Consider the following 16,697-nt stretch of genomic DNA (forward strand, 5'->3'; position numbering starts at 1 on the left):
CGAGCCTGGAACATGGCGGGGCACGGCAGGCAGCTAGACTCCCTGCCCGCCCGCCTCCGGCGCCTCGGCGGACAATGGCTGCTGCGCCAGGATGGCATCGAGCAAACCGGGGAAGCGGCTCTCGATATCGGTGCGGCGCAGGGTGTTCATGTGCGTCGTGCCCGCGTTTTCCGTGTAGACCAGGCCAGCTTCGCGCAAGACCTTGAAATGGTGCGAGACAGTCGACTTCGGCCGTCCGCCATCAAGGTCGCCACAAGCGGCCGCGTCAACTCTGGCCAGGTGGCGCACGATGTCGAGGCGGATGGAATCGCTCAAGGCGTACAGCACTCTTTCGAGCACGAATTCGCTGGCGGAGGGATGTTTGTGTGGACGCATGAGCAGAATCATACAGCATGCGCTATACTAATTCCATTCTTCGAATATTTACGAACTACCGAATCAGCATTTATCTACCTCTCCACCAACACACAAAGGCCACCATGTCCGCCCTCTTCCAGCCATTCAGTCTTAAAGATATCACCCTGCGCAACCGCATCGCCGTGCCGCCCATGTGCCAGTACATGGCCGTCGATGGCCAGGTCAATGACTGGCACCTGTCGCATTACGCGGGCATGGCCCGTGGCGGCGCGGGACTGGTAATCGTCGAAGCGACGGCCGTGGCGCCAGAAGGCCGCATCACGCCCGGCTGCACGGGCATCTGGAACGATGATCTGGCGCAAGCTTTCGTGCCTGTCGTGAAAGCCATCAAGGCGGCCGGCTCCGTGCCAGGCATCCAGATCGCCCACGCGGGCCGCAAGGCCAGCGCCAACCGCCCATGGGAAGGCGATGACCATATCGCTGAAGGTGATACACGCGGCTGGCAAACCATCGCCCCGTCCGCCATTGCCTTTGGCGGCGGCCTGCCGAAAGTGCCGCGCGCCATGGACCTCGACGATATCGCCCGCGTGCGCCAGAACTTCGTCGACGCCGCCGTGCGCGCCCGCGAAGTGGGCTTCGAATGGCTGGAACTGCACTTCGCCCACGGCTACCTGGCGCAAAGCTTCTTTTCCGCCCACTCGAACCAGCGCGACGACATCTATGGCGGCAGCGTGGAAAACCGCAGCCGCTTCCTGCTGGAAACCTTGAAAGCCGTGCGTGAAGTGTGGCCCGAGCACCTGCCGCTGACGATCCGCTTTGGCGTGCTGGAATTCGACGGCCGCGACGACCAAACCCTGCTCGAATCGATAGGCCTGGTGCGCCAGTTCAAGGATGCGGGCATGGATATGCTCAGCGTCAGCATGGGCTTCACGATTCCCGACGTATCGATTCCGTGGGGCCCCGCCTTCATGGGCCCGATTGCAGAAAGAGTCCGCCGCGAAGCAGGTGTGCCCGTCTCGTCCGCCTGGGGCTTCGGCACGCCGGCCATCGCCGAGCGTGTCGTCAAGGAAGAACAGCTGGACGTGGTGATGGTCGGCAAGGCGCACCTGGCCAATCCGCACTGGGCATACTTTGCCGCCAAGGAACTCCGCGTGGAGCGCGCCTCGTGGACCCTGCCCGCGCCCTACGCGCACTGGCTGGAACGCTATTGATCATCCATCATCCTTGACCGTTGCCGGATGCCCCTCCAGGGGCAGTTCCGGCAGGAACAGCAGGAAGACCAGTCCCAATAGCAGCAGCACGGCGCCGGCGCCAAACACGCTGGCGATCGCGTGGCGATACACTTCCACCGTTTGCGACGCCGCGTGCGCACCGAGCGCCGAGACGGCTTCCACGCCATGCTGGTGCAGCTGGTGCGCAAGGATGGCGCCGGACGCCGTCACGCCCAGCAAGCCTCCCAGCGAGCGGAAAAAGGCCAGCATGGCCGTGCCCACGCCACGGCGCGCCAGGGGCAAGGCATTTTGCACGGCGATCGTCATGTTCGGCATCACCAGTCCCAGCCCCGTGCCCAGGAAGAAGATGACCGGCTCGATGATCCAGTAACCGCGCGACGTTGCCATGGCCCAGGCCAGCACGGCAAACGCCACCAGCGCCACCGCCAGCCCCGCCACCTGCACCATCTTGTACTTGCCCGAGCGCGACAACACCCGGCCGTTGAACATCGACGAGGCCACCAGCCCCACCATCATGGCCACCGTCATCACGCCCGATTCGGCGGGACTGGTGCCCATCACCAGCTGGAAGAACAGGGGGAAGAAGACGCTGGCGCCCATCAGGCCCATGAAGGTCATGGCCATCACCAGGCTGGCGATATTGAAAGTACGGTTCTCGAACAAGTCGGGCGGCAGCACGGGTTCATCCACCCGCCCCACGTGGAAGGCCAGCCAGGCGCCCAGCAGCAGGGCGACGCCACCGCACACCTTGATGGCCAGCGAGTCCCACGGCCACTCGGTGCCGCCCAGCGCCAGCACCAGCAGAGCCGCCGTGATGGCCCCCGTCAGCAAGGCAGAACCCAGGTAGTCGATCTTGTGCTCATGCGTGCGTGCGGGCTTGCGCATGGCGCGCGCAATGATGACAAAGGCGGCCGCGCCGATGGGCAGGTTGACATAGAAAATCCAGTGCCACGACAAGGCATCCGTAATGACGCCGCCCAGCACGGGGCCCAGCACGCTGGTGACGGCAAACACGATGGGCACCATGCCCTGGCGCTTGCCCCGCTCGGCCGGCGGCACGATGTCGCCGATGATGATTTGCGCCAGCGGCATGAAGCCGCCCGCGCCGAGGCCCTGGATGGCGCGGAAGATGATCAGCTCCGTCATGTTCTGCGCCAGCCCGCACAGCACGGAACCGAGCAAAAAGGTCAGCAGGGCCGTAAAGATCATGGGGCGGCGACCATACTGGTCGGCCAGCTTCCCGTACAGGGGCATGGTGGCCGTCGACGCCAGCACATACGCCGTGACCACCCACGACAGATGCGCCATGCCGCCAAGGTCATCGACGATGCGCGGCAAGGCCGTGGCGACGATGCTCTGGTCCAGCGCACCAAGGCCCAGCACGGCCATCAGGCCCAGGTAGATGGCGCGCACTTCGCGCTCGGTGACGGGTTTGGCCGCGTCTTTTTCTGCGCCTGCGGCGTGATCGTGGTCGCTCATGCCTGGCCTATCTCAAGCAGGGGCTGCATGGCGGCGGCCAGCGCATCGATCTGTTGCGGCGACAGGCGGGCGATGCGCCGCGCCAGCGCATCGCGGCGCCGCGCGCGCAAGGTTTCGAGGACGGCCAGGCCTTGCGCGGACACTTGCAGACCGGAACGGCGCCGGTCCTGCGGATCGGGTGCGCTGCGCTCGACCAGCCCCGCTTCGGCCAGCGACTTGACTTGCGCGCTGACGGTGGGCCCGCGCACATTCTGCAGCCGCGCCAGCGCTGCCACGCCGATGCCTGGCTGCTCGTGGATCAGCGCCAGCAGCATGGTTTGCATCATCGATACACTGCCTTCCAGCTCGCCCCCTTCGCGCTGCATGGAACGCAGCAAGCGCTTGAACGCCGTACGCAATTCGTCGGACAGCGCCAGCGCGCGCTCGGGGATGGGAAGGTCTTCGATAGTGGACATGGCATATATATATAGGTAGGCTACCTACCCATATTAGACCGCGTATCAGGACCATGCAAGGCTTTTTCCTCCCCTGCCCTTCCCAAAACCGCCTTTGGCCGTCATAATAGCCGCCCTTGGGTCGTTAGCTCAGCTGGTAGAGCAGCGGACTTTTAATCCGTTGGTCGCAGGTTCGAATCCCGCACGGCCTACCAAGAATTTGCAGTCCGCTTACTTGCCTTCATGGCAAGCACGTACCGCACAGTGTTACCGCAGCAAGTAGTCAAAGTTTTTGGGTCGTTAGCTCAGCTGGTAGAGCAGCGGACTTTTAATCCGTTGGTCGCAGGTTCGAATCCCGCACGGCCTACCAAATACTTCAGAGAAGCCCACGAATTTCGGTTCGTGGGCTTTTTTGTTTTCCGCGCCAGCTATTCCATTGCCTCCCCATACCTGCCCGGCGTCACGCCCATCACCCGCTTGAACATGGCGATGAAGGCGCTGACGTTGTCGTAGCCCAGGTCCAGCGCAATGGTCGTGACGGGCCGGCCGGCGGCCAATAATTCCAGGGCGCGCAGGATGCGGGCGCGCTGGCGCCAGGCCGAGGGGGTAAAGCCGGTCTCGATCGTGAAGCGGCGGGCAAGGGTGCGCGGCGACACGCCGGCCCAGGCGGCTAGCGCTTCCACGCCCCGCTCGTCGGCCAGGTCATCGAGCACGGTGCGCGCCACGCGCAACAGGCGCGGGTCCGTGGGCAAGGGCAAGCCGAAGGACTCGTGCGGCGAGGCAGCGATCTCGTCAAGAATCACGTCCGCCACCCGGGCTTGGCGCGCATCGAACGCGCCATCGTTCCAGGCGCTGGCGCGGGCCACCGCCTCGCGCAGCAAGCCCGAGACGCGCATCACGCAAGGCGCGGCGGGCAAGCTGGCGCAACTGGCCTCGCCCACATACACGCTCCAGCCCGCAAACGGGCCATGCGAACGCAGCGCATGGATGTGATGGGGCGGCATCCACACGCAGTGGCTGGCAGGCACCACCCACTGTCCGCTGTCGGCGGCAACGGAGAGCAAACCCCGCACCGCACCGAACAGCTGGCCGCTGGCATGGCGGTGCGCCGCCGTCACCCGTTCCTGCGGCTGGGCAATGCGCATGGCACGCAACGGCGACGGCAGCGACGCTGGCAAAATTGACGGATTTGACGTATCGAATGACATAAACAACGCAGGCAAGACAATCCCGTCATCATACAGTGGAGTCTTTCCATCGTTCAGGAGTTCACCATGCGTGCAGAAGACGTATTAGCCGATCAACAAAACCAGGGCCAGTTCAATGGCGTCACCGTGCGCAAGGGCCCGGTGGGCGCCTTCCTCGCCAATGCCAGGCTATGGCTGGATGACGCCAGCAGCATCGACGAAAAGGCCGTCGCCGAGCGCGACATCCTCGACGCCTTGCCCGCCCTGCACGCGCTGGGACTGTTCGACATTCTGCAGGTGCGCGACGCGGCGCTGCGCGAACTGGTGTCGCCATCGGGAGCCTAGGCGGCACTGGCTCGTGCCCGGCGCGCATTTCCTCTATCATGCTGCTTTACCCGCCTTCGCACCCGCCATGCCGTTTACCATTGCCACCCCCGTCCACAGCGAACTGATCATCAAGAAAAGCCGTTTCATCGGTTGCGTGCAGCCGATGACGGACCGCGCCAGCGCGCAGCAGGTGGTCAATGACTTGAAGGCGCAGCATCCGGGCGCCTGCCATGTGTGCTGGGCCCTGCTGGCGGGCGGGCAATCGGCGGCCGTCGATGATGGCGAACCGAGCGGCACGGCCGGACGGCCCATGCTCGACGTGCTGCGCCACCAGGACCTGGAAGGCGTGCTGGCGACAGTCGTGCGTTACTTTGGCGGGATCAAGCTGGGCGCCGGCGGCCTGGTGCGCGCCTATACGGACAGCGTGGCGCAAGCGCTGTTGCAGGCGGAAAAGACGGCCATCGTGCGCCAGCGAACCTTGCGCTGCACGGTGCCATATGCGATGGAAGGCATGCTGCGCCGCGAACTCGATAGCGCTGGCGCCACCTTGCAGAACGTGGCGCACAGCGAAGACGTGTTGTTCGACTTCAGTCTGCCTGAAACGGCCGCCACCGCCCTGCTCGCCCATCTGCATGAGGCGGGCAATGGACGCATCGCCTGGCTCGACGCCGAGGACTGAGAATCGGACAGGGACTGGGACTGGGACTGGGACTGGCGCAGCTTATTGCACGCGGCGTACCTTGGGCGAGTTGTTCGTGCCTTCGATCTTCAGAAAGAAGGTGCCGACGAAATTGCGTTCGACCGTCACCTTGGGATTGCTCAGCGGCGGCAGCACGGCGGAGCTTCCATCGACGATACGCCACACCTGGCCATTGCTCAATTTGATCAGTTCGTTGCCACTCCAGCCATCAAACTTGCCGGCGATGCTGCTGCTGATCGACTTGTGTTCTTCCGGCTCGGCTGCCTTGGGCGCCTTGACCGTTTCCATGCCAAAGCTCTGCTCGCGCTGCTGCGCGGTCGGCACCGCGGCAACGGGGGCGGCGACAGGCGCGGCGGCGCCCAGAGGAATGGCGTCATAGCATTTCACGCGGCTGGCGATATCGGTCAGCGAACGGCATTGCAACATGGCAGCATCATCGGCCAGGGCCGCGCCCGATACAAACAGCAGCAAAAAGAGAGCTTTCATCGAAATTCTTTCAAAATAAGAGAAGTTACGCCAAACATGCCGTTTGCCGTGCATGCGGGGAATGATTATATCGATAGCCAGGGGCCGTGGCATGACGATCTTGCCACGGCTTGCGGTGCTTGTGCGAAACTCAGATGCCGCGCGGACGTTTGACCTGCAGCAAGATGAAATGCGTCCACGCCAGCGCTGGCAGCACCATCAACAACAACATCAGTCCGGCCGGCATGTCCGGCACGAAACGCACGAAGCAGGCAAGAAAGCTGGCGATGGCCAGCCAGAAGCGCCAATTGAACGCGTAGGCCTTGCGCGCCACTGTGGCCAGCGCGATGCGCCAGAATTCCAGCAAGGCCCACAGGCCGCCCGTCAGCAATAGCCCGGCCAGGGCATTGGCGCCGGGTGCGTCGGCCCAGGTGCGCACCAGGTTGTACACCAGCACGGGATAGCCGGCCATAATGGCCAGGGTGGCCGGACCGGCGGCGATGACAGCTTCAAACAACTGCCCTTTGGAACGATGATCCACTACATCACCCCTATGCCACGACGCCCGAATGGGCGGCGATCACTTGCAGCGCGCCGGCCGCATCCTGCGTCCAGACGCGCGTAAAACGGAAGTCGCCATGCGTTTCCACGTCGTGATAACTGCCCGTCAGCTGCATGCGCACGGAGACCACGGCCACGTTGCCGTTGATGCGCACATGGCGCTCGGAGGCGCGCAGATCGGTGATGGTCAGCAAGCGCTGCTCATGCGCTGCCAGGTCCGCATGCTTGCTCAGCAGATGACCCAGGTGATTCGTAAACAATAAGTCATCGGCCAGCAGCACATTCAGTGCCGCCACGTCGGAGGCCATCATGGCCAGGCGCAAGCGCTCTTCCGCATCGAGTACTTGAGCTTCCGTTAAAGCATTCATCTTTTTCCTTAAAAAATAGTGCGCCAAATTAGCAAGCGAACAAACATGCAATGCTGGCACGAAATCTACCTTTTCACAATCATCCGGCAGACCTATACCTGCGCTTATGCCTGTGGAGCATATTCATATAGCGTAATATTCGCAGCGGCATCGTATAAAACGCCCCCATAGTACTGTACAGTGCTTGCCCTTCCGCCCCGGGCTGGGGCAGCAATTACTTGTAGTAAAGTTCTCATGCTCTCTGCAGTCTCGAATAAAACCAAGATAAGGCCCCTTCATGGCAATTAACATCATTCTGAACCTGCTCGTTGCGCTGATCGTCTTCGCTTTCATGTTCCACCAGCAACGCAAACACGCGACGTTTACCGTTCGCGTCTTCACGGGCCTGGGCCTGGGCGTACTGCTGGGTGCGGCAGCGCAAGCGCTGTATGGCGCCGGTTCGCCCATCATCGCGGGCACCAATGAATACATCGACATCGTCGGCAGCGGCTACGTGAAACTGCTGCAAATGATCATCATGCCGCTGATCATGGTCTCCATCATTTCCGCCATCCTGAAACTCAAGGATGCCAGTTCCCTGGGCAAGATCAGCGCGCTGACCATCGGCACCCTCCTGATCACCACCACGATCGCCGCCGCGCTGGGCATCCTGATGGCCAAGCTGTTCGGCTTGACGGCTGTCGGCCTGACGTCGAGCGCGGCCGAAGTGGCGCGCGGCGTGCAGCTGCAAGGCTCGCTGGAAACGGCGAAAGCCCTGTCCTTGCCAAAGTTGCTGGTCAGCTTCGTGCCGACCAACCCCTTCCTCGACATGACGGGCGCGCGCAAGACGTCGACCATCGCTGTGGTGGTGTTCTCCATCTTCATCGGCATCTCGGCCACGGGCATCGCCGCGAAAAAGCCGGAAATATTCGCGTCCTTCGAGAGCTTCATGAAAGTGGCGCACGCCATCGTCATGCGCATGGTCACCCTGGTGCTGCGCCTGACGCCCTATGGCGTATTTGCGCTGATGTTTGAAGTGGTGGCATCGTCGAGCTATACGGACATTTTGAAACTGATCAACTTCGTCGTCGCCTCGTACAGCGCGCTGATCTTGATGTTCCTGGTGCACCTGGCCATCATCGCCGGCGTCGGCCTGAACCCGCTGCGCTTCGTGAAAAAAGTCTTCCCCGTGCTGGCTTTCGCCTTCACCTCGCGCACCAGCGCCGGTTCGATCCCGATGAGTGTGCAGACACAAACCCAACGCCTGGGCACGCCGGAAGGCATCGCCAACTTCGCCGCCTCGTTCGGCTCGACCATCGGCCAGAACGGCTGCGCCGGCATCTATCCGGCCATGCTGGCCGTGATGATCGCCCCCACCGTCGGCGTCGACCCGTTCACCGTCAGCTTCCTGCTGCCCTTGCTGGCCATTATCACCATCGGTTCCGTCGGCGTGGCCGGCGTGGGCGGCGGCGCCACGTTTGCCGCCCTGATCGTGCTGTCGGCCATGGACTTGCCCGTCGCCCTGGCCGGCTTGCTGATCTCCGTCGAACCGCTGATCGACATGGGCCGCACGGCCCTGAACGTGAGCGGCTCGATTACGGCCGGCACCGTCACCAGCCGGGTCATGGGGCAGACCGACCTGGCCGTCTACAACAGCGACGACGCACCCGACCTGGACGAAGCGGAACACGCCGCTTAAGTAGCCATCCACCGGCGCGCCGCGCCTTGCCCCTTTCGCCTATATTTATTAACAATAAATACAGAGGAAGGCGCGAGGCGATGCAACAGAAATGGCCGCAGCAAATCTGGATCGTGCGTCACGGCCAAAGTGCCGGCAACGTGGCGCGCGATGCCGCCGAAGCGGAAAAACAGTTATTGATCGCCATTGCCGAGCGCGATGTCGACGTCCCCCTCTCCGAGTTGGGCGCACGCCTTGCGCGACTGGTTCGCCACCCTTCCCCCTGAACAACAACCGACCGTCGTGTTGTACTCACCCTACGTGCGGGCGCACCAGACGGCGCAAGCCGTTCTGGCGCGCATCGACGCGGACAGCCTTGCCTCGGTGGTGGCCGACAAGCGCCTGCGCTCCTCGACCGCCTGACCGTGCACGGCATCGCCAGCAAGTACCCGGAACTGCACGAACAACGCCAGCACGTGGGCAAGTTTTACTTCCGCCCACCGGGCGGCGAAAGCTGGTGCGACGTCATCCTGCGCCTGCGCAGCGTGCTCGACACCATCACCCGCGAATACCGGGGCGAACGGGTGCTGATCGTCGGCCACCAGGTCATCGTCAATTGCTTCCGCTACCTGCTGGAACACTGCGACAAGCAGACCATCCTGGCATCGACAAGGCCGCCGACGTGCCCGACTGCAGCATCACCTCGTACGCCTTCACCCCGCCCTGGGCAGGCACGGCAAGCTGCAGCTGGACCTGTGCAACTTCGTCGCGCCGCTGGAAGCGGCCGGTACCCCCGTCACGGCCCAGCCCGACATGCCGGCCGCACCCAAGTCCTAGGCCTTGTCCATGTCCGCCATCGAGTTCGCGTCTTCCCAGCTGCGCTGCTGGCGGCATAAAAACAACAGCATAAGCATATCCAGAAAGAATCGTTAGCGCGCGCCGTCACCTCCCTTAAGCTCATGGCAACAGTTTCCATACCGACACTAATCGAGCCCAAAGGACACCGCCTTGTATCCGCGCCATTCATCCGCCTCCCTCTCCCTTCCCGCCACGCCGCTGCGCGCCATCGTGCTGGCCTGCGCCATGCTCGGCGCACCGTCCGCCTGGGCACAAGAGGCGCAAGCCACCACCGGCACCACCGCTGAAACGGCCAGCGCCAGCATCGACCAGGTCACCGTCGTCGGCTCGCGCGCGCGCAACCGCACCGTCTTCGACAGCAGCGTGCCCATCGACCGTTTCGGCGCGCGCGAAGTGAGCAATGCGCTATCGACAGGCGACGTGGGCGCGGCCCTGCAAAACCTGTCGCCCTCGATCAACTTCCCCCGCATCGAGTCGAGCGGCGCGTCGGACTCCGTGCGCGGCATCCAGTTGCGGGGCCTGGCGCCCGACCAGGTGCTGGTGCTGATCAACGGCAAGCGCCGCCACACGAGCGCCGTGCTCGACACCGAAAGCAGCTTTGCCGGCACCGTGCCGGTGGACATCAATGCCATTCCACCCAACGCCATCGACCACATCGAAATCCTGCGCGACGGTGCGGGCGCCCAGTACGGCAGCGACGCCGTAGCAGGCGTGATCAACATCGTGCTGAAAAAGGCGCGCACAGGCGGCGCCGCTTCCGTCAGCTATGGTGCCAACCACACGCATTTCGACCCGACCGACCAAACCCTGACGGATGGCCAGACTGTCATCGTCAACGCCGACTATGGCGTGCCGCTGGGCGAAGCGGGCTACTTCCGCTTCGGTGCAGAAACGCGGCGCCGCTCGCCCACGGAACGGGCCGGCCCCAGCGACGCAGGCTGGACTTCCTACAACTTCACCCCAGCCGACCAGGCGCTCGATGGCAAGGTGGTGTTCAAGTCAGGCGACTCGCGCCAGCACAACAACTACCTGTTCTACAACACCCAGCTCACCCTCGCCAACGGCCTGGACCTGTACTCGTTTGCTACCTTGAACGAGCGCAAATCGGACGGCAGCGCCTACTTTCGCTATCCGGGCGACCCGTCGAACGTACTGGCCCTGTATCCGAACGGCTACCGCCCCGTCACCAACGGCGACAAGCGAGACCTCAGCATCGTGGCCGGCGTACGCGGCAGTGCCGGCGAGTGGAACTGGGATGCCAGCGCGCGCCACGGCAGCGACCGCTTTGACTACGGCGTGAGCCACTCCGTCAACGCCTCGCTGGGCGCCGCCAGCCCCACGCGTTTCAAGCTGGCCGGCTTCGATTTCCGCCAGAACGCCTTGAACCTCGATGCCACACGCAGCATCGACATCGGCTTGCCCTCACCCTTGAGCGTGGCCGTGGGCGCCGAATGGATGCGCGAAACCTACACCAGCTCGGCGGGCGACCCGGCTTCGTACGCGGCCGGCAGCTTTACGGACGCTCCACCGGGCGCGCAGGCGGGACCGGGCTTGCGCCCGTCCGACGCCTACGACGGCAGCCGGCAAATCCGCTCCGTGTATGCGGACGTGGAAAGCGATCTCACGCCGCGCCTGCTGGTGGGTGCCGCCGCCCGCTATTCCGACTACAGCGACTTTGGCAGCGCCAGCACGGGCAAGCTATCCACGCGCTATAAAGTGACGGAGAATTTCCTCGTGCGCGGTTCGCTGTCGAACAGCTTCCGCGCACCAGCCCTCGTGCAGACGGGCTTCCGCTTTGCTACGTTAAACTTCAACGCCGATGGAACGGCCCTGCAAACATCGGCCCTGCTGCCGGCCAGCGACCCGCTGGCGCGCAGCTTCGGCGCGCAACAGCTGAAACCGGAAAAATCGACCAACCTGTCCCTGGGCCTGGCCTGGAAACCGGCTGCCGCCACCAGCGTGACTGTGGATGCCTATGTGATCCGCATCCGCGACCGCATCACGCGCTCGAGCGACTTGCAAAGCGATGCCGTCACCGCCTACCTGGCCACCAATGGCCGCAGCGACATCCAGTCCGTCGCCTACCTGGCCAACCTGCTCGACACGCGCACAAAGGGCCTGGACGTGGTGCTGAATCACGACCTCGCCTTCGCGTCAGGCAAGCTGAGCCTGAACGCAGCCTTGAACCTGAACAAGACCAGTCTCGACAAGGTACTCCAGAGTGCCGCAGCGTTGAGCACCATCGATCCCAGTTTGAGCCTGCTGACGGAGACGAGTTTGTTCCGCATCAAACAGGCGTCACCCACCAGCAAATTGATACTGGGTGCCGACTGGCAGGCGGCCGGCTGGAGCGTGCAGGCGCGCGCCACGCGCTTTGGCGAACTGAAAGATTTTTCGTATGACAGCGACGCGCCCTTGATCGATGGCATCCCCGCACAGCGCTTCGGCGCCGTATGGTCGCTGGACCTGGAAGGCCAGTTGAAGCTGAGCAAGCAACTGATCTTGAGCGTGGGTGGCAACAACATCCTCGACCGCTATCCGCAGCGCGTGCGCCAGACGAATAACGCCACGTATGGCGGCGCCCTGCCCTACAATTTCATCAACCCCATCGGCGTCAATGGCGCCTACTTTTACGCTAAATTAAGCTACACGTTCTGACACTGGACACAAAGGAAATCATGATCATCAAACAGCTCTCCCACCTCGTCGCCGGCGCCTGCCTGAGCGCTCTCCTGCTGTCCAGCGCCCAGGCTGCCGCACCGCTGGTGCTGATGACGGACTTCGGCACGGCCGACGGCGCCGTGTCCGCCATGCATGGCGTGGCCTATGGCGTCGACCCCAAGCTCACCATCTCGGACCTGACGCACCAGATTCCCGACTACGACATCTGGCTGGGTGCCTACCGCCTGTACCAGACAGCCAATTACTGGCCGCAAGGCACAGTGTTTGTATCCGTCATCGATCCCGGCGTGGGCACCAACCGCAAGTCGGTGGTGCTGAAAACCAAGGGTGGCCGCTACTTCGTGGGGCCGGATAACGGCCTGTTCACCCTGATCGCCGAGCGCGACGGCGTGGCCGAACTGCGGGAAATCGATGAAAAGGTCAACCGCCTGGCAGGATCAGGCGAGTCCTACACCTTCCATGGCCGCGACGTGTATGCCTATGTGGGTGCGCGCCTGGCCTCGGGCGCCATCAGCTATGAACAGGTGGGCCCGCTATTGCCGAACGAATCGGTGGTCAAGATCGCGTATCAAAAACCTGTACGCGACGGCAATACCATCCGCGGCATCGTGCCCGTGCTGGACGTGAAATATGGCAATGTGTGGACGAATATCCCGAAAGCCCTGCTCGACGAATTGCAGGTGAAACTGCATGACCCGCTGCAAGTACGCATCCTGCACAAGGGCAAGCAAGTGGCCCAGGTCACGGCGCCGTTTGAACACACGTTTGGCGGCGTCGCCAAGGGCAAGCCCCTGGTCTATCTGAACAGCCTGCTCGATGTGGCCGTGGCCCTCAGCCAGGGTGACTTTGCGGCCAAGCATCACATCGAGTCGGGTGTGGATTGGCAAGTGGAAGTGAGCAAGTCGCCACCCGCCAAATAAATCGTCTTGCGCGGCCAGGGCATCCTGTCCTGGCCCACCTGGCGATATCCCTTGCAGGTTTGTGCCACCTCAAGTCCTGCGCTCTGCCCCCGGCGACGGCCACCTCCAGCCATCCCGATGACACCATCACTCCGCCGCGCAACGGCCAGCGACTGAACCCTGGTCCGCTGGACGGGCAAAAAAAAGAGCCTTCCGCAGAAGGCTCCTGGAATACCACGGCGCAGCGCAAGCTGGCCTTGGCCCGGTATTACTTTTGCAGGCTGACCGACGTCGCCTTCGGCGTGCGGCGCCCCATCAGGAACAGCACGGCCTTCTTCAGCATGCGGTAGACGAAGCGCACCAGCAGCAATGTCAGCACGCACTCGAGCAGGGTCAATATCATGGCCACGGCCACGGGCATGCGCGCGGCGCGGCGGTGGAACTTGGCCACTGCGCCATCGCGGGCGATTTCGATACTGTCATAGAAAGTCGGCACGACCAGCAGGGTCAAAATCGTCGATGTGATGGTGCCACCGATGATGGCGATCGCCAATGGACGGTAGAACTCGCCGCCCTCGCCCAGGCCCAGCGCCACGGGGAACATGCCGGCGATCAGTGCGAACGTCGTCATCAGGATGGGGCGCAGACGCATGCGGCCCGCATACATCAGCGCGTCTTCGCGGCCATGCCCCTCTTCCTCGCGCTTGCGCGCCGCATCGAGCAGCAGGATGGCGTTCTTGGCGACCAGACCCATCAGCATGATGATGCCGATAAAGCTCATCAGATTGAGGGTATTGTTGGTGATCACCAGCGCCACCACCACGCCAATCAGACTCAGCGGCAAGGACATCATCACGGCCACCGGCGCCGTGAAGGAACCAAACTGCATGACCAGGATCAAATACATCAGGCCGATACCCATCACCAGCGCGATCAGCATTTCCGTGAACAGCTCTTGCTGGTCCTGGCCTGCGCCACCGAGCGCCAGACCGTAGCCGGGCGGGAAGTCGATGGAGTTGGCCAGTTTCATGGCGTCGCTCGTCACTTCGCCGTTCGAGCGGCCCTGCGCATTGGCCGACACGGTAATCGTGCGCTTGCCATTCTTGTGCTCGATGCCGGACGGGCCCTTGCCCATGGTAATGGTGGCGATCTGGTCGAGCGGCACCATTTGCGACGTGCCCGTCACACTGATCGGCAGGCGCTCGATGTTTTCCGATGCCACGCGGTCATCGGGATGCAGGCGCACGGCCACGTCACGCGTTTCGCCCGTCGGATCGACCCAGTCGCCCACTTCCACGCCGGCAAACGCCACGCGCAACGATTGTGCAGCATCATTGACGGAAATACCCATCGAATTGGCCAGGCCACGGTTGAGCTCAATCTGCAACTCATTCTTCGGATCCTGCTCGGACAGGCCCACGTCGACGGCGCCGGGAATGGCGCGCAGCTTGTCCATATAGGCGTTGGTAATTTCCATCAGTTTGCGCGAATCAGGACCCGTGAATTCCACCTGGATGGGTTTTTGCGAACCGTTGCTCAAGTCATCCTGCACCACGTATTCGGCGCCCACCAGACGCGACATCTTCTCGCGCAGCTCGACGGCGATTTCCTTGGCCGAACGCTTGCGGGTGTTGCGCTTGCCGATGTCGACATACACGCGTCCGCCGCCCGCATTGATGGAGCTGTTGGTATCCTTGGTTTCAGGCAAGGTCCGCGCCAGCACGGCCGCCGCTTCCAGTTTCAAACGCGAGTACTCGATGCTGCTCGACGATGGCGTGCGCACATTGATCATCAAATTGCCCGAGTCGGATGCCGGCAAGAAACTCGTGCCGCCATGCGTGGCGTGCAGGACGATGGCGCCCACCAGGCTGCCGAAGGCGATGACGGCCATCCAGCGGCGGTGATGCAGTGCCCAGGCGATGACGCGGCCATAGCGGTCGGCCTGGTGGTCGAACCAGTGGTTGAAACGCTCCAGCACGCGGCCGATGCCCTTTTTCGGCGCCGAGTGTTCCTCGACCGGGTCGCCCCAGTAGGCCGACAGCATCGGGTCGAGCGTAAACGAGATGCCCAGGCTGACCAGCACCGAGCACGTCACCGTCAAGGCAAACGGACGGAACCATTCGCCGGAAATGCCCGGCATGAAGGCCACGGGAATGAAGACGGCGATGATGGAGAAGGTCGTGGCGGCCACGGCCATGCCGATCTCTGCCGTGCCTTCCAGCGCGGCCGTGCGACGGTCCTTGCCCATCTGCATGTGGCGCACGATGTTTTCGCGCACCACGATGGCGTCATCGATCAGCACGCCGATGGCCAGCGACAGGCCCAGCAGGGTCATGAAGTTCAGGGTAAAGCCGCACAGCCACACGGCAATGAAGGCGGCAATCACGGAGGTGGGCAGGCTCAGCGCCGTGATCAGGGTCGAACGCCAGGAGTTCAGGAAGGCGTAGACGACGAAAATGGTCAGCACGGCGCCCAGCACCAGTGATTCGATCACATTGTTCAAGCTATGCTGGGCGTTTTCGCCACCGTCGCGCGTCACTTGCAGGATCGTGCCTTTCGGCAAGGTCTTGTTGATTTCCGCCACCATGTCGCGGATCTTGTTGGCCACGCTGACAGTGGAGGCATCGCGCACGCGGGTAATCGATATCCCCACGTTGGGCTTGCCGCTGCGCATGCTCAGGCTGTTGACTTCGGCAAAGCCATCCTCGATGGTGGCCACTTGCGCCAGGCGCACGATTTCCTCGCCGCGGCGCTTGATCACCACTTTTTCGAAATCGGCTGGCGACTCGATGCGGCCCACCAGGCGGATGCTTTTCTCGTCCAGGGTGCCGCGCACCTTGCCCACGGGCGCGTTCGTGTTCTGGTTGCGCAAGGCGGTCACGACATCGCTGACGGAAACGTTATATTCACGCAACTTTTCCGCCCGCAGCAGCACGGACAGTTCGCGCTTCAGCGAACCGCCCACGTTGACCAGCGCCACGCCATCGACGGTGCGGAAGCGGTCCGACAGCACGTCTTCTGCCAGGCGCGAAATTTCCGCATGGCTTTGCGTATTCGACGACAGGGCCAGCTGCATGATCGGCTCGGCAGCCGGGTCGATGCGCTGCAGAATAGGCTCACGCATTTCCGTCGGCAACTTGTAGCGCACGGCGGCAATCGCATTGCGGATATTGTCGGATGCCTCGATCAAATTGGTATTGAAAGAGAACTTCAGGAAGATGCTGGCCGAACCTTCATTCGAGTCGCTGTTGACCTCGGTCACGCCGGAAATGCTTTGCAGCGACTTTTCCAGGCGGTTCACCACTTCGCGCTCGACCGTATCAGGCGATGCGCCAGGGTAAGGAATGCTGACGACGATGAAGGGCACTTCGACGTCCGGATTCTGGTTGACGCGCAGTTTCTTGAGCGCAAGCAAACCGACGCACATCATGGCCAGGATCAGGACGATGGTGGCGGTGGGCCGCTTGATACTGAAATCGGAAAGGAACATG

At 62.9% G+C, this 16,697-nt stretch carries 16 protein-coding genes and 2 tRNA genes; 10 read left to right on the top strand and 8 right to left on the bottom strand.

What is annotated here, in order from left to right; translation table 11 throughout:
• Window positions 1-33: 33 nt before the first annotated feature.
• Complete coding sequence (locus tag ACQ4WZ_RS15110) at window positions 34-375, bottom strand: ArsR/SmtB family transcription factor (protein WP_133992967.1); 342 nt, start codon at window positions 373-375, stop codon at window positions 34-36.
• Between the two features lie 104 nt (window positions 376-479).
• Between ACQ4WZ_RS15110 and ACQ4WZ_RS15115 the strand changes: the two genes are divergently transcribed.
• The gene (locus ACQ4WZ_RS15115) at window positions 480-1,568 is read left to right on the top strand and encodes an NADH:flavin oxidoreductase/NADH oxidase (protein ID WP_436573807.1); all 1,089 of its coding nucleotides are present in this window, start codon (window positions 480-482) and stop codon (window positions 1,566-1,568) included.
• On the opposite strand, the gene ACQ4WZ_RS15120 is transcribed toward ACQ4WZ_RS15115, so the two are convergent.
• Both ACQ4WZ_RS15120 and ACQ4WZ_RS15125 read right to left on the bottom strand, forming a co-directional pair.
• On the bottom strand, window positions 1,569-3,068 hold the full coding sequence (locus ACQ4WZ_RS15120) for an MDR family MFS transporter (protein WP_436573808.1): 1,500 nt from the start codon (window positions 3,066-3,068) through the stop codon (window positions 1,569-1,571). It lies immediately after the preceding gene.
• Window positions 3,065-3,523 (bottom strand): MarR family winged helix-turn-helix transcriptional regulator, encoded by a 459-nt coding sequence (locus ACQ4WZ_RS15125; RefSeq protein ID WP_101480277.1) that lies wholly within the window; start codon window positions 3,521-3,523, stop codon window positions 3,065-3,067. The genes ACQ4WZ_RS15120 and ACQ4WZ_RS15125 overlap by 4 nt, the downstream gene beginning before the upstream one ends.
• A 118-nt stretch (window positions 3,524-3,641) precedes the next feature.
• Between ACQ4WZ_RS15125 and ACQ4WZ_RS15130 the strand changes: the two genes are divergently transcribed.
• A tRNA-Lys gene (locus ACQ4WZ_RS15130) sits at window positions 3,642-3,717 on the top strand.
• A gap of 79 nt (window positions 3,718-3,796) precedes the next feature.
• Window positions 3,797-3,872 (top strand) — tRNA-Lys (locus ACQ4WZ_RS15135).
• A 58-nt stretch (window positions 3,873-3,930) separates the two neighbouring features.
• Here the strand turns inward: ACQ4WZ_RS15135 and ACQ4WZ_RS15140 are convergent.
• On the bottom strand, window positions 3,931-4,710 hold the full coding sequence (locus ACQ4WZ_RS15140) for an AraC family transcriptional regulator (protein ID WP_436573809.1): 780 nt from the start codon (window positions 4,708-4,710) through the stop codon (window positions 3,931-3,933).
• Window positions 4,711-4,776: 66 nt separating this feature from the next.
• On the opposite strand from ACQ4WZ_RS15140, the gene ACQ4WZ_RS15145 reads away from it, so the two are divergent.
• Complete coding sequence (locus ACQ4WZ_RS15145; protein WP_436573810.1) at window positions 4,777-5,034, top strand: hypothetical protein; 258 nt, start codon at window positions 4,777-4,779, stop codon at window positions 5,032-5,034.
• A 67-nt stretch (window positions 5,035-5,101) separates the two neighbouring features.
• Window positions 5,102-5,695 (top strand): IMPACT family protein, encoded by a 594-nt coding sequence (locus ACQ4WZ_RS15150; protein ID WP_101480275.1) that lies wholly within the window; start codon window positions 5,102-5,104, stop codon window positions 5,693-5,695.
• A gap of 42 nt (window positions 5,696-5,737) precedes the next feature.
• Here the strand turns inward: ACQ4WZ_RS15150 and ACQ4WZ_RS15155 are convergent, their stop codons facing one another.
• From ACQ4WZ_RS15155 to ACQ4WZ_RS15165, 3 genes are all read right to left on the bottom strand, one after another.
• Entirely contained in the window at window positions 5,738-6,202 is a 465-nt protein-coding gene (locus ACQ4WZ_RS15155; RefSeq protein WP_436573811.1) for a hypothetical protein, read from the bottom strand.
• Between the two features lie 130 nt (window positions 6,203-6,332).
• Entirely contained in the window at window positions 6,333-6,722 is a 390-nt protein-coding gene (locus ACQ4WZ_RS15160; protein ID WP_436573812.1) for a hypothetical protein, read from the bottom strand.
• 10 nt (window positions 6,723-6,732) lie between these two features.
• Window positions 6,733-7,110 (bottom strand): nuclear transport factor 2 family protein, encoded by a 378-nt coding sequence (locus ACQ4WZ_RS15165; protein WP_436573813.1) that lies wholly within the window; start codon window positions 7,108-7,110, stop codon window positions 6,733-6,735.
• Between the two features lie 277 nt (window positions 7,111-7,387).
• Here ACQ4WZ_RS15165 and ACQ4WZ_RS15170 point away from each other — a divergent pair, with 277 nt between their 5' ends.
• The 5 genes from ACQ4WZ_RS15170 (at window position 7,388) to ACQ4WZ_RS15190 (ending at window position 13,227) form a co-directional block, all read left to right on the top strand.
• The gene (locus tag ACQ4WZ_RS15170; RefSeq protein ID WP_101480271.1) at window positions 7,388-8,788 is read left to right on the top strand and encodes an L-cystine transporter; all 1,401 of its coding nucleotides are present in this window, start codon (window positions 7,388-7,390) and stop codon (window positions 8,786-8,788) included.
• Window positions 8,789-8,868: 80 nt separating this feature from the next.
• The gene (locus ACQ4WZ_RS15175; RefSeq protein ID WP_436573814.1) at window positions 8,869-9,054 is read left to right on the top strand and encodes a histidine phosphatase family protein; all 186 of its coding nucleotides are present in this window, start codon (window positions 8,869-8,871) and stop codon (window positions 9,052-9,054) included.
• A 138-nt stretch (window positions 9,055-9,192) separates the two neighbouring features.
• A complete protein-coding gene (locus ACQ4WZ_RS15180; protein ID WP_257560730.1) occupies window positions 9,193-9,663 on the top strand; it encodes a histidine phosphatase family protein in 471 nt (156 codons plus the stop codon).
• A gap of 112 nt (window positions 9,664-9,775) precedes the next feature.
• Window positions 9,776-12,283, top strand: a complete 2,508-nt coding sequence (locus tag ACQ4WZ_RS15185) for a TonB-dependent receptor plug domain-containing protein (RefSeq protein WP_436573815.1) — start codon at window positions 9,776-9,778, stop codon at window positions 12,281-12,283.
• 20 nt (window positions 12,284-12,303) lie between these two features.
• Entirely contained in the window at window positions 12,304-13,227 is a 924-nt protein-coding gene (locus ACQ4WZ_RS15190) for an SAM hydrolase/SAM-dependent halogenase family protein (protein WP_436573816.1), read from the top strand.
• Window positions 13,228-13,474: 247 nt separating this feature from the next.
• Here ACQ4WZ_RS15190 and ACQ4WZ_RS15195 read toward each other — a convergent pair whose 3' ends face one another.
• The gene (locus tag ACQ4WZ_RS15195; protein ID WP_133992995.1) at window positions 13,475-16,696 is read right to left on the bottom strand and encodes an efflux RND transporter permease subunit; all 3,222 of its coding nucleotides are present in this window, start codon (window positions 16,694-16,696) and stop codon (window positions 13,475-13,477) included.
• Window position 16,697 lies beyond the last annotated feature (1 nt).

The sequence above is a fragment of the Janthinobacterium darwini genome, assembly GCF_051380905.1.
Lineage (GTDB): Bacteria > Pseudomonadota > Gammaproteobacteria > Burkholderiales > Burkholderiaceae_D > Janthinobacterium.